Genomic DNA, 12,664 nt, shown 5'->3' with positions numbered 1-12,664 from the left:
CGTGCGACCGGGGGCTTTCGGGTGTCCGTTACGGGTTGAGGCCGTGCTGCTGGAGCCAGGGCTCCGGGTCGACCGGGGCGCCGCCGCCGGGGCGCACCTCCAGGTGCAGGTGCGGGCCGGTGACGTTGCCGGTCGCGCCGACCTTGCCGATCTGCTGGCCGGAGGCGACGCCGCCGGAGCCCTTGATGATCGAGGAGAGGTGGCAGTACCAGATCTCGGTGCCGTCGGGCAGGGTCTCGACGATCCGGTAGCCGTACGAGCCGGACCAGCCGGCCGAGGTGATGGTGCCCTGGCCGAGCGCGTACACCGGGGTGCCGGTGTCGGCGGCGAAGTCCAGGCCGGTGTGCAGGTTGGCCCAGTAGCGGGCGCTCTGGCCGTAGTGGGCGGAGAGCCGGTAGTCCTTCACCGGGAGGGTGAGGGCGGCGGCGCGCTTGGCCTCCGCCTCCGTCGCGGCGGCCTTGGCCTCCGCCTCCTTGGCGGCGGCCTTGGCCTCGGCCTCCTGCGCGGCCTGCACGCGGGCACCCTCCTCGGCGGCGGTGCGCTGGCTGTCGGCCTGCTGCTGGATGCGGGCGGCGAGCGCGAGGCCGGGGTCGGCGGCGAGCGCGACCGGGGTCTCGTCGGGGGCCTCGATGGCGGGCGCGACGGCCGGGGTGGCCGAGGCGAAGCCGGTGGCACCGAGGGTGGCGGCGACGGCGGTGACGCCGAGCAGCGGGGAGGCGCCGCGGGTCTGACGCGGCATCCGGTGCCGGTTGGCCTCGGCCTCCGGGCCGAGGGCCTCGGGCCCGTCCACGCCGGGGTGGTCGAGGAGCTGGGTACCGGCTGCGGGGCCGGCCGGGTGTGCCGGGGTGTGCGTCGACGCCACGGAGGCGCGCTCCTTTCCTTCCTTCGCGCCTACCGGGTTAGCTGACGGGTTCGGAGCAGGAAGGTCTCCTACGGCCGGGCCGGGGCCCCGCCGATTCACCCCAAGGAACATGGTTCCCCGGCTCCCTGACCTGCCCGGAGGCCGGTCGGCGGGATTAGGCGACGGCGCACGGTGCCGTCTGGGAACGGCGTTGACGACCGCGCTGCGTTATCAAACGTTAATCCTAGGACGCTCTGATTCCAAGCCATCCGTCCGGGACGGCAGTGGAGCGAGTGATCGGACGTCAACGAACGACCCCTCATGCGAGCACCCCATCTGAGTACTCCTACTCATGTGCGGCCCGGCCGGGCGGCCGCATCCTGGCGCCATGAGCGCACCGATGCAGAACCGCACGACGGCCGCGTACTACATCCAGGCCATCCTCTCCTTCGCCCTGTCGGGCACCGCCCTCGCCGTCGGGATCGCCTACCTGCCGGTCGGCGGGTGGACTCGGGCATTCCTCGGGATCGGCCTCCTCTACACGGTCACCTCCTCCTTCACCCTGGCGAAGGTGATCCGGGACCGGCACGAGTCGAACGAGATCGTCAGCCGGGTCGACCAGGCCCGACTGGAGAAGCTGCTCAGCGAGCACGACCCGTTCAAGCCCGAGGGGATCTGAGGCGAGCCAGCCTTCCCCTCTCCCGTCGACGCCCTCTTCGACAGTTCCTTCGAGACTCTCTTCGGCCGAGGGCTTGACGGCTAAGGCTATTAGCCTTAGCTTTATGGCTATCGGCAGCAGCGCCGATGTCGCAGCGAAGGACCGAGGAGGCCCACCATGAACGCCCCCATCAGCCCGGACACCCAGTACCTGACCGTCCCCGGCGGGCGGATCGCCTTCGACGACACCCGACAGGGCGACGGCACCCCCGTCGTCCTGCTCCCCGGAATGCTCGACAGCCGGGCCGCGTACCGGCACCTGCGCCCGCTGCTCGTCGCCGCCGGCCACCGCGTCGTCACCATGGACCTGCGCGGCTTCGGCGAATCCTCCATCGCCTGGGACGACTACGGCCCCGCCGCCATCGCCGGCGACGTCCTCGCCCTGCTCGACCACCTCGGCATCGAACGCGCCGTCCTCGCCGGGAACTCCTACACCGGCGCGACGGTCGTCAAGGCCGCCGGGGACGCCCCGGAGCGGATCGCCGGGATCGTCCTGATCGACGCCTTCGTCGAGAACCCGCAGCCCGGCGCCCTGATGCGCGGCGCCCTCCGCCTGATGAGCGCGGCCCTCGTCCACTGGCCCGCCTTCTGGGGCTTCTACCTGCGCCGGATGGCCTTCCCCGGCGCCAAGCCCGCCGACTTCGACGGCTACGTGGACGGACTGGTCGCCGCCCTGCGCACCCCGGGCCGCAAGACCGCCACCCGCGGATACGTCACCGGGGACTCGTCGCCGGCCGGCTGGACGGCCGCCGTGCGGTGCCCGGCGCTGGTGGTCATGGGCAGCAAGGACCCCGACTTCCCAAAGCCGGAACTCGTCGCCGACCGGCAGGTCGCGGCACTCGGCGCGCGGAAGGCGATGATCGAGGGGTCCGGGCACTATCCGATGGCCGACAACCCGCAGGCCACCACGGACGCCCTGCTGCCCTTCCTCGCCGAACTCGCCTGACCGCCGGCCCGGCCGCCCGACCGAGCGGCCGTCCGGCCCGACCCGTCGCCCGACTTCCGTACGGAGAAGCCGAAACCATGCCCCGCGTAGGACTGACCCCCGACCAGGTCGTCGACCACGCCCTCGCCCTCATCGACGAACAGGGCGCCGACGCCCTCACCCTGGCCGCCGTCGCCGCCCGGGCCGGGGTCGCCACCCCCTCGCTGTACAAGCACGTCAGCGGCGGCCTCGCCGAACTGCGGCAGCTGATCGCCGTCCGGGTCACCGAGGAGTTGGCCGACCGCCTCGCGGACGCCGCCGTCGGCCGCAGCGGGGACGACGCCGTCGCCACCGTCCTGCGCGCCTACCACGCGTACGCCACCGAACGCCCCCACCGCTACAACGCCCTCCCCCAGGCCCCGCAGCCCGACGACGACCTGGCCCGGGCGGCCGCCCGGCTCGTCGGCGTGATCATCGCCGTCCTGCGGGAGTACGGCCTCGACGGCTCCGAGGCGATCCACGCCGCCCGCACCGTCCGCTCCCTCGCCCACGGCTTCGCCTCCCTCACCACCGCCGGCGCCTTCCAACTCGCCGAGGACCTCACCACCACCCAGGACCGCCTCATCACCGCCCTCACCACCGGCCTGCGCACCTGGCCGGCGTAGCGGCCCGACCAGGTGCGCAGGCCGTGGTGGGCGGGGGCCGGTGCGGCGGCTCGGTCACCCTCCACCGTCCGGGGAAATGGGGTATTAAGAATCAGTGCCCCCCTCCGAGGACGACAGCCGGACTCCCGACCAGCGCCGGACCCCGCTCAGCGGTTCGACCACGCGCAGTGCGATGCGCTGTGTGCGCCTGCTGCTCGGCTGCACCAGCGCCGCCGAACTGCTCGGCACCGTCCTGGCCGAGGGCCCGAGTTGGATCACCGGCGAGGGTTCCGCGCTCTACCTGCTGGATGCCGCCGGGATGCTCCGGCTGACCGTCTCGCACGGGCTGCCGGAGCGGGCGCACGAGCGCTACGGCGTGGTCGATCCGGCCGGTGAGCTACCCGCGGCGATGGCCCTGCGGCTGCGCCGCCCCTACCTGCTCAGCCCGGAGCACACCGGCATCGACTACCCGAACCGGAACGCCGGCATGGGCACCGGGATGGTCACCGTGATCACCCTGCCGATGGTGGTGGACGAGCGGCCGGTCGGTGTCCTGGCGCTCGCGCTGGCCCACCGGGGCACCGTCCCGCGCCGTGACCTGGACGTCCTGGAGACGATCGCGGAGGCCTGCGCGCACCGGATCGACCACCTGCTCGACCACGCCGCGGACGCCCGGCTCCCGCAGGGCGCCCGTTCGCCGCTCGGCGCCCGCTCACCGCAGGGCGTCCGGTTATCCGACGGCCCGGTGCCGGAGGGGGCGGACGGCCGCCCCGCCGGGCCGGCCCATCCGCTGTTGTCGCTCGCCGTCCGGGCCGCCGGGCACGGCGCGTTCGAGCGCGATCTGGTCACCGGGGAGAGCTACTGGGACGCCGCGGCGTTCCGGGTGGCCGGGCGGCCGGTCTCCCCGGACGGCGCCGCCCCCGAGCTGGACCGCCTGGTCCACCCCGAGGACCTGCCGGACGTGCAGGCCGCGCTGGCCGAGGCGCTGGCCGCCGGCGGGCACTACCGGATCGGCTACCGGGTGCAGCGCCAGGGCGGCAAGGTGGCGCGGGTGGAGGAGTCCGGCGAGGTGATGCCGGACGTGCACGGGCGGCCGGTGCGGATCGCCGGGCTGCTCGCGGACGTCGGTCACCGGGAGCGGCCGCCGACCGACGAGGGGAGCTCGCCCGCCACCGCCCGGACGGCGCTGCTGCTGGCGCTCACCCGGGCGCTGTCGCGGGCGGTGACCGTCCGGGACGTCACCGCGGCGGTCACCGACATCGCCCGGCCGGCCCTCGGCGCCGCCGGCATCGTCCTCGACCTGGTGGACGAGGGCCGGCTGCTGCCCGTCTCGCACACCGTGTACGGGGGCCCGCGGCGCACCGAGCTCACCCGGCTGGCGGACCTGTCCGAGGCCGTGATGCAGCGTTCGCCGGCCCGCTCCGCCCCGCTGTTCAGCGAGCCCTCCGCCGCCCGCGCCCGGCACGACCCGCTCACCCCGGCGGCCTGGGCGGTGCTGCCGCTGGTCGCCTCCGGGCAGCAGGTCGGCTCCTGCCTGATCACCTTCGCCGCCGAGCGGGTGTTCAGCCGCGAGGACCGCACCCTGTACTCGGCCTTCGCCGGCATCCTCGCGCAGTCCCTGGAGCGGGCCCGGCTGTACGACACCCACCACCACCGGGCCACCGAGCTGCAGCGGGCGATGCTGCCGCGCACCCTGCCCCGGCTGTCCGGGATCGCCAGCGCCGCCCGCTACCTGCCGAGCACCGAGGGCATGCAGATCGGCGGCGACTGGTACGACCTGCTGCGGCTGCCGGACGGCCGGGTCGGGCTGGTGATCGGCGACGTCCAGGGGCACAACGCCGAGGCGACCGCCGTGATGGGCCAGCTGCGCAGCGGCCTGCGGGCGTACGCGACGGACGGGCACGACCCGGCCGCCACCCTGACCCGCACCAGCCGGCTGCTGGCCGAGCTGGACACCGAACTGTTCGCGACCTGCCTCTACCTGACCCTGGACCCGGCCGACGGCGAGCTGACGGCGGCCCGGGCCGGCCACCCGGCGCCGGTGCGGATCACCGCCGGCGCCCGGGCCGTCGAGCTGGACCTGCCGGGCGGGCCGCCGCTGGGCGTGGCCCCGGAGCGGCCGTACCCGCTGGCGGTGGAGCGGCTGGCGGTCGGCGAGACGCTGCTGGCGTACACCGACGGGCTGGTCGAGGACCGCGAGGAGGACTACGACGAGTCGGTGCAGCGGATGCTCGGCGGGCTGGAGCTGTGGGCCCGGCAGACCGGGCCGGGGCGGATCGGTCCGGCGGCCTCGCTGGAGCGGCTGGCCGACCTGCTCACCCTGAACGTGACCGAGCGGCGGTCCCGGCCGGACGACGTGGCGCTGCTGCTCCTGCATCGGACGACGCCCCTTCCGTAACGCCCTGCACACAGGTCCCACACATCACGGGACGTGAATCGGCCATCCGGCGTGACGCCGCCGCACCGCGGTCGGCCTGGCGGCGCCGTCCCGAGGTCTCGTGAGGTGCGGCGATCGAGGGCGAACGAGTCCGGGTTGAGGGCGGATTGGCGCGATTTTGACGAGATCCGGTCACTTGGCGAGATCCGTTCACACCTTCGTAGGATCATCACCCTAGAATTCGCCGCGTGACGATGACTCAGTGGTCCGTAACGGCAACCGGCGTACTCGCCGTCCTCGCCCTCGTGGCCGCCGCGCGGTACCGCGCCGTGTCCGTCACCCAGCGCCGCCGTGCCGACAGCCTCCAGCTCTCGCTGCACATCGCCGGCAAGGAGTTCCTCCTCGAACACAGCCGCCGGAACACCGAACTGGCCGCCGTGCAGCAGGAGCAGGAGCACACCGCCTCCACCCAGCGGGCCTTCCTCAGCGTCGCCCGCCGGATCCTGGTGATGGCCCACGACCAGCAGGCACTGCTGGACGAGATGGAGCGCACCCACGACGACCCGGCGCTGCTGGAGGGCCTGCTCAAGGCCGACCACGCGGCCGCCCAACAGGCCCGGCTGGCCCAGACCCTGGCCGTGCTGTGCGGCGCCCGGGCCGGGCGGCACTGGCCGGAACCGGTCACCCTGGAGGACGTCGTCCGCGGCGCCCAGTCCCGCATCCTGCCGTTCCAGCGGGTGGTGGTCCGCAGCCGGATCGAGACCGCGGTGGTCGGCGCCGCGGCCGAGGCGCTGATCCACGCGATCGCCGAACTGCTGGACAACGCCACCCGCTACTCCCCGCCCAGCACCCAGGTGTTCGTCACGCTGATGCCGGTGCACAACGGCGCCGTCATCGAGATCGACGACGGCGGCGTCGGCATGCCCGAGCAGGCCGTCGCCAAGGCCGCCGCCGCGCTCGCCGGCGGCAGCACCCTGGAAGTCTCCCGACTGGGCGAGGTGCCGCAGTTGGGCCTGGCCGCGGTCGGCCGGCTCGCCGAGCAGTACGGCTTCCGGGTCACCCTCAGCTCGGCGCCCTCACCGTACGGCGGTGTGCGCGTGGTCGTCCTGCTGCCGAACGCGCTGCTCACCGAGCCGCTGCCGCCCACCGTCCCCGGCCTCGGGCCGGACGACCGGACGTTCGACCCCGACCCCCGACCGGCCTCTCCCGTCGGTCACCCCCTGGTGGAGACCCCACCGCCCGGTCGGGCCCCCCAGCTCGGCGACACCCCGCCGCCGCTGCCCCGCCGGAGCCACCGGCGCGACCGCGCCGACCGCCCCGCCCAGCACGCCGCTCCCCCGCCGCCGCCCGCCCCGCCGTACCGCTCCGCCCGGGACGCGCAGGCGTTCATGGCGATGTTCCAGGCCGGGACCGCCAGCGGCCGATCGGCCGCCCGGGCCCAGGCCCCCTCCGACCCTTCCCGTCCTGCTTCCCCCCGACTTCCCCAGCGCTCCGGAGAGTTCCATGACCACCACCCCTGATCTCGGCTGGCTGCTCGCCGACATCATCGCCGTCCCGCAGGTCCAGCACGCCGTCGTCGTCTCCAACGACGGCCTGGAGATCGGCCGCAGCACGGGCATCGCGCGCGAGGACGCCGAACGGCTCGCCGCGGCCTGCTCCGGACTGCAGTCGCTGGCCCGCGGCGTCGCGACGGGCTTCGGCGGGCCGGGCAGCGCCACCCGCCAGATCATCATCGAGTACGGCGGCGGCTACCTCTTCATCGTCGCCGCCGGGGCCGGGGCGCACCTGGCCGTGGTGACCAGCGAGGCGGTGGACGCCGGCCTCGTCGCGTACCAGATGCAGGTCCTGGTCGAGCGGATCGGAACCCACCTCACCAGCCCGCCGCGGGTCGACCACGCGGCGGGGGGCCACCGGTGAGCGGGCCGGTCCGGCCGTACGTCATCACCGGCGGGCGCAGCCGCTCCACCCGGGCCGAGCTGGCCGTGGAGAGCCTGGTCAGCGCCCTGCCCGGACCATTAGGGCGGCCCGAACCGCCGCAACTGCCCGAGCACGCGCTCCTGAACCGGGAGCACCGGCGCATCCTCGGACTCTGCCACAGCCTGCTGTCCATCGCCGAGGTGGCGGCCCACCTGGGGCTGCCCTTCGGCGTCGTCAAGGTGCTGGTCGGGGACCTGTGGGACCTCGGCGCCGTGCAGGTGCTCCCGCCCGTCCCGCAGGCCGAACGCCTGCCCACAACCCTCCTGGAAGAGGTGCTCGTTGGCCTCCGCCAACTCCGCTGAAGCCGTCCCCGAGGCCGCCGGTGCGGCCGACGGGCCGCAGTACCTGCCGTCCTCGGTGCAGGGCGCGGTCAAGATCCTGGTCACCGGCCCGTTCGGGGTCGGCAAGACCACCCTGGTCGGCTCGCTGAGCGAGATCACCCCACTGCGCACCGAGGAGACCATGACCGCCGCCAGCAGCGGCGTCGACGACCTCACCGGGCACGACACCAAGACGACCACCACGGTCGCGCTGGACTTCGGCCGGATCACGCTCAACCCGCGGCTCGCGCTGTACCTGTTCGGCACGCCCGGACAGCAGCGGTTCTGGCCGCTCTGGGACGACCTGTCGCGCGGCGCGCTCGGCGCCATCGCCATGGTCGACCTGCGCCGACCGGACGAGAGCTTCGACGTCCTCGGCCGGCTGGAGGAGCAGCGCATCCCGTTCGCGGTGGCGGTCAACACCTTCCCGGACACGCCGAGCTACCCGGAGGAGGAGCTGCGCACGGCGCTGGACCTGCTGCCGGACGTGCCGATCCTGTTCTGCGACGCGCGCGACCGCCGGCAGTCCTACGACCTGCTGATCGACTTCGTCGACCACCTGCACCGCAGCTCGATCCTGGAGCTGCAGGGATGAGCGCCCCCGAACCCCCCATGCCCTCCGGGTGCCCCGTCGCGCACGGCGGCGGCCGCCCGCCCGGCAGCGGACTGCCCGTCGGCGTGCCGCTGACCCCGCTGTACGGACCGGCCGTCGCCGAGGACCCGCACGGCCTGTACGCCCGGCTGCGCGAACGCCACGGCCCGGTCGCGCCGATCGAGCTGGAGCCCGGGGTCGAGGCCTGGCTCGTCCTCGGCTACGCCGAACTGCTCGAACTCACCCGCAACGAGGCGCTGTTCTCCAAGGACTCGCGCCGCTGGCGGGTGCCCGCCGAGGGCCGGCTGCCCGCGAACTCCCGGCTGCTGACGATGACCTCCTGGCGGCCCACCCTGCTCAACCTGGACGGCGCCGAGCACCAGCGGCTGCGCTCCGCCGTCTCGGACACCCTCGCCCAGATCGACCACCACCAGCTGCGCGGGACCACCGAGGCCGCCGCCAACAGCCTGATCGACAGCTGGGGGCCGGACGGCACCGCCGACCTGATCACCCAGTACGCCCGGCGGCTGCCACTGCTGGTCTTCACCCAGCTGATCGGCCTGCCGGCCGAGGCCGGCCCCCGACTGGTCGAACTGATCAGCCACTTCGTGGACAGCAGTGCCGAATCGCAGCGCGCCGGCGCCGAGTTCCAGGCGATCCTGGTCGACCTGGTCCGGCGCCGCCGGGCCGCGCCCAGCGCCGACCTCACCTCCTGGCTGCTCGCCCACCCGGCCGGGCTGACCGACGAGGAGGCGGTGCACCACCTGGTGGTGCTGATGGTCGCGGGCAACGAGACCTCGATCAACTGGACCGGGAACACGCTGCGGCTGCTGCTCACCGACCGGCGCTTCCGGGCCACCCTCACCGGCGGCCGGCTCACCGTCTCCGACGCCCTGGAAGAGGTGCTCTGGCGGGACCCGCCGACGCAGAACTTCCCCGGCCGCTGGGCCACCGGCGACACCGTGCTCGGCGGCCAGTACATCAGCGCCGGCGACATGCTGGTCCTCGGCCTGGCCGCGGCCAACGCCGACCCGGCCGCCCAGGGCGTCTCCGCCGCCGCCCAGGGCTCCCTCGGCGGCAACCGGGCGCACCTCGCGTGGGGCGCGGGCCGGCACGTCTGCCCGGCCCAGCACCCGGCCCGGATCATCACCGAGACCGCCGTCGAGACCCTGCTGCACCGCCTGCCGGACCTCCAACTCGCTGTCCCGTCGGGCGAACTGGCCTGGCGCCCGTCCCCGTGGTCACGGGCCCTGACCGCCCTTCCGGTGCTGTACAGCGCCTTCACCCCGCCCCGCCCGCCAGCCCCCGAGAGGCCCGCATGGACACCGCCGTCGACTCCGCAGGAACCCGCCCCGAGCCCATCAGACTCGACCCCTTCGGAAGCGACCAGCACGGGGAGAACGCCCGACTCCGCGCGGCCGGCCCCGCGGTCCTGGTGGAGCTCCCTGGCGGGGTGGTGGTCTGGGCGATAACCCACCACGACACCCTCCAGTCGCTGCTGGCCGACCCCCGCGTCGGCAAGAACGCCGGACTGTGGACGACCTTCCGGGAAGGGCGGCTCCCGGAGGGCTGGCCGCTGACCAACTTCATCGTCGTGCCCGGCATGGTCACCGCCGACGGGGACGACCACCGGCGGCTGCGCGGACTGGTCTCGCAGGCCTTCACGCCGCGCCGGATAGCCGCCCTGGCGCCCGCCATCGAGGCCAGGGCCATCACGCTGCTCGACGAGGTCGCGAAGCTGGAGGGCGAGTTCGACCTCCGCACGCACTTCGCCTACCCGCTGCCGATGCAGGTGATCGGCGAACTGCTCGGCCTCGCGCTGGAGCAGCAGGACGAGCTGCACGCGCTGTCCGACACCCTGGTCTCCAGCTCGGCCACCCCGGCCGCGGCCATCGCCGCGCAGCGGGACCTGAACGCGCTGCTGGCCTCGGTGGTGGCGGCCAAGCGGGCCGCGCCCGGTGACGACCTGACCACCGACCTGATCGCCGCCCGCGAAGCCGGCCACAGCCTCGACCAGCAGCGGCTCAGCGAGGCCGAACTGGTCGGCACCCTGCTGCTGATGCTGGTCGCCGGGCACGAGACCACGCTCAACCTGATCACCAACGCCGTCCGCGCCCTGCTCGCCCACCCGGACCAGCTGCGGCTCGTCCTGGACGGCGCGCAGCCGTGGTCGGCGGTGGTCGAGGAGACGCTGCGCTACGACTCGCCGGTCGGGCAGTTCCCGCTGCGCTACGCGGTCGAGGACATCGAGGTCGGCGACGTGGTGATCCGGCGCGGCGAGGCACTGCTGGCCTCGTACGCGGCGGCCGGGCGCGACGCCGGGCACCACCCCGACGCCGACCGCTTCGACCTCACCCGCCGGCCCGCCCGGCACCTGTCGCTCGGCCACGGCCCGCACTTCTGCCTCGGCTCCGGGCTGGCCCGGCTGGAGGCCGAGACGGCGCTGCGGCACCTGTTCACGCGCTTCCCCGGGCTGGCCCTGGCGGAGGGCCGGACGAACGAGCCGATCGCGTCGTTCGTCAGCAACAGCGTGCGCACCCTGTGGGTGACGGTCGGCGCCGCCCGGTGACCTGAGGGCGGCCGGGTCGTTCGGCAGGGCATGAAGAAACTCGCCACTCTGGCCGCCCTCACCATGGCGGGCCTCGCCATCGCCGCCCCGGCGGCCTCCGCCGCCACCCAGACCGCCTCCTCGCCGGACGCCACCGGCGGCCTGACCGACGGCCTGAGCCTCTCCCCCGCCGACCTCGCCCTGAAGACCGCGAGCAAGCTCCCGGTGGTCGGGCACACCGCCGACGAGGTGGAGGCCGTCGGCACCAACCAGATGAGCCACCCCGGGCTCAGCGGGCAGATCGGCTGACCACCCGGTCAGCCGAGGGCGGCCGGCCGACCCCCGAACGGCCGGCCGCCCGGTTCGAGGTGCTCAGCCGGCGAAGAGCCCGTTGAGCTCCGGGTAGGTCAGCCCGCCGTCGAGGGCGGTGTACGTGCCACTCGCGTACACCTCCTCGGCGGCCCGGCGGACCGCCGCGTACGCCGCCCTGGCCAGACCCGGGCCGAGGCTGATCCGGGCCACGCCGAGCTTCGCCAGCTCGGCGACCGACGGCGAGCCCGGGCCGGCCAGCACGTTCAGCGGCGCCGGGACGGCCGCGACCAGGGCGGCGATGGTCTCCGGGTCGGCCACGCCGGGGACGAACACGCCGTCCGCGCCCGCCTCGACGTACGCCCGCAGCCGGCGGACCGCCTCGTCCAGCCGGCTCTCCGGGGCGCCGATCCCCAGTAGGAACACGTCGGTGCGCCCGTTGACGAAGAGCGGGACGCCGGCCGCGTCGGCCGCCGCCCGGGCCGCCGCGATCCGCTCGGCGGCCTCCTCCAGGGGGCGTCCCCCGTCCTCCAGGTTCACCCCGACCGCGCCGGTGTCGAGCAGCGCGGTGACGCTCTCGCCGACCCCGGCGGCGGTGTCCGCGTAGCCGCTCTCGAGGTCCGCGGTGACCGGCAGGTCGACCGACCGGACCACCTGGGCGGTCCTGGCCAGCACCTGCTCGCGGTCGGCGCCGCCGCCGTCCGGACTGCCGAGCGACCAGCAGACGCTCGCGCTGGCCGTCGCCACCGCGCGGGCCCCGGCGACGGCCACCAGGCGGGCGCTCGCCGCGTCCCACACGTTCGCCAGCACCAGGGGCTCGCCCGGGCGGTGCAGCTCCCGGAGCAGCCGGGCCTTCTCCTGCTGGGCGGTCAGCGTCGTCATGTCCCCGCTCCTCACTTCGCGGCCGGGCTCATGCGGGTGCTGACGGCGATCCGGTTCCAGGCGTTGATGGTGGCGATCAGCGCGACCAGCTGGGCCAGCTCCGCCTCCTCGAACTGCCCGGCGGCCTCCGCCCACACGGCGTCCGGCACGTGGCCCTGGGTCAGCAGGGTGACCGACTCGGTGAGGGCCAGGGCGGCGCGCTCGCGGGCGGTGAACCAGGGGGTCTCGCGCCAGGCCGGGAGGGAGAGCAGACGGTGCTCCCGCTCGCCCTGCTTGACGGCGTCGGTGGAGTGCATGTCGATGCAGAAGGCGCAGCCGTTGATCATCGAGGCGAGCAGCTTGACCAGCTCGACGATCACCGGGTCGAGGCCCGTCCGGGAGGCCCGGTCCACGGCCACCATCGCCTGGTAGTAGGCGGGGGCGTGCTCCGGCATCGAGAGGCGCTGGTCCGGGCCGGGCACGTGGGCGTGGGTCCCGTCCGCCGTCACGGTCTCATTCGTCGTCGTCATGGCTGCCAGCCTAGGCAGTCGGT

At 74.4% G+C, this 12,664-nt stretch carries 14 protein-coding genes and 1 riboswitch; of the genes, 11 read left to right on the top strand and 3 right to left on the bottom strand.

Annotated features, from left to right (window positions below):
- Nucleotides 1-28: 28 nt before the first annotated feature.
- Nucleotides 29-862 (bottom strand): M23 family metallopeptidase, encoded by an 834-nt coding sequence (locus tag ACZ52J_RS04765; protein WP_465615833.1) that lies wholly within the window; start codon nucleotides 860-862, stop codon nucleotides 29-31.
- Between the two features lie 12 nt (nucleotides 863-874).
- A riboswitch (cyclic di-AMP (ydaO/yuaA leader) is annotated at nucleotides 875-1,033 on the bottom strand.
- 196 nt (nucleotides 1,034-1,229) lie between these two features.
- Here ACZ52J_RS04765 and ACZ52J_RS04760 point away from each other — a divergent pair.
- From ACZ52J_RS04760 to ACZ52J_RS04710, 11 genes are all read left to right on the top strand, one after another.
- Nucleotides 1,230-1,520 carry a YiaA/YiaB family inner membrane protein gene (locus ACZ52J_RS04760; protein WP_360505828.1) on the top strand — a complete coding sequence of 97 codons (291 nt, stop codon included), beginning with the start codon at nucleotides 1,230-1,232 and terminating at the stop codon, nucleotides 1,518-1,520.
- A 156-nt stretch (nucleotides 1,521-1,676) separates the two neighbouring features.
- Complete coding sequence (locus tag ACZ52J_RS04755) at nucleotides 1,677-2,504, top strand: alpha/beta fold hydrolase (RefSeq protein ID WP_465615831.1); 828 nt, start codon at nucleotides 1,677-1,679, stop codon at nucleotides 2,502-2,504.
- A 77-nt stretch (nucleotides 2,505-2,581) separates the two neighbouring features.
- Entirely contained in the window at nucleotides 2,582-3,148 is a 567-nt protein-coding gene (locus ACZ52J_RS04750) for a TetR/AcrR family transcriptional regulator (protein WP_465615829.1), read from the top strand.
- Nucleotides 3,149-3,242: 94 nt separating this feature from the next.
- Complete coding sequence (locus ACZ52J_RS04745) at nucleotides 3,243-5,525, top strand: SpoIIE family protein phosphatase (protein ID WP_465615827.1); 2,283 nt, start codon at nucleotides 3,243-3,245, stop codon at nucleotides 5,523-5,525.
- Between the two features lie 233 nt (nucleotides 5,526-5,758).
- On the top strand, nucleotides 5,759-7,024 hold the full coding sequence (locus tag ACZ52J_RS04740; RefSeq protein ID WP_465615878.1) for an ATP-binding protein: 1,266 nt from the start codon (nucleotides 5,759-5,761) through the stop codon (nucleotides 7,022-7,024).
- A complete protein-coding gene (locus ACZ52J_RS04735) occupies nucleotides 7,008-7,421 on the top strand; it encodes a roadblock/LC7 domain-containing protein (protein WP_360505840.1) in 414 nt (137 codons plus the stop codon). The genes ACZ52J_RS04740 and ACZ52J_RS04735 overlap by 17 nt, the downstream gene beginning before the upstream one ends.
- A complete protein-coding gene (locus tag ACZ52J_RS04730) occupies nucleotides 7,418-7,783 on the top strand; it encodes a DUF742 domain-containing protein (RefSeq protein WP_465615824.1) in 366 nt (121 codons plus the stop codon). Before ACZ52J_RS04735 ends, ACZ52J_RS04730 begins: the two co-directional genes overlap by 4 nt.
- On the top strand, nucleotides 7,761-8,396 hold the full coding sequence (locus ACZ52J_RS04725) for a GTP-binding protein (RefSeq protein ID WP_360505846.1): 636 nt from the start codon (nucleotides 7,761-7,763) through the stop codon (nucleotides 8,394-8,396). Before ACZ52J_RS04730 ends, ACZ52J_RS04725 begins: the two co-directional genes overlap by 23 nt.
- The gene (locus ACZ52J_RS04720; RefSeq protein ID WP_465615822.1) at nucleotides 8,393-9,865 is read left to right on the top strand and encodes a cytochrome P450; all 1,473 of its coding nucleotides are present in this window, start codon (nucleotides 8,393-8,395) and stop codon (nucleotides 9,863-9,865) included. The genes ACZ52J_RS04725 and ACZ52J_RS04720 overlap by 4 nt, the downstream gene beginning before the upstream one ends.
- Complete coding sequence (locus ACZ52J_RS04715) at nucleotides 9,829-10,962, top strand: cytochrome P450 family protein (protein WP_465615820.1); 1,134 nt, start codon at nucleotides 9,829-9,831, stop codon at nucleotides 10,960-10,962. Before ACZ52J_RS04720 ends, ACZ52J_RS04715 begins: the two co-directional genes overlap by 37 nt.
- A gap of 30 nt (nucleotides 10,963-10,992) precedes the next feature.
- Nucleotides 10,993-11,250 (top strand): hypothetical protein, encoded by a 258-nt coding sequence (locus ACZ52J_RS04710; RefSeq protein WP_360505853.1) that lies wholly within the window; start codon nucleotides 10,993-10,995, stop codon nucleotides 11,248-11,250.
- Nucleotides 11,251-11,313: 63 nt separating this feature from the next.
- Here ACZ52J_RS04710 and ACZ52J_RS04705 read toward each other — a convergent pair whose 3' ends face one another.
- The gene (locus tag ACZ52J_RS04705) at nucleotides 11,314-12,132 is read right to left on the bottom strand and encodes an isocitrate lyase/PEP mutase family protein (protein ID WP_360505856.1); all 819 of its coding nucleotides are present in this window, start codon (nucleotides 12,130-12,132) and stop codon (nucleotides 11,314-11,316) included.
- An 11-nt stretch (nucleotides 12,133-12,143) separates the two neighbouring features.
- Nucleotides 12,144-12,641, bottom strand: coding sequence for a carboxymuconolactone decarboxylase family protein (locus tag ACZ52J_RS04700; protein ID WP_360505858.1), 498 nt, complete (start codon nucleotides 12,639-12,641; stop codon nucleotides 12,144-12,146).
- Nucleotides 12,642-12,664 lie beyond the last annotated feature (23 nt).

This window comes from Kitasatospora sp. NPDC034035 (assembly GCF_055575755.1).
This window is presented reverse-complemented; position numbering and strand designations above follow the sequence as displayed.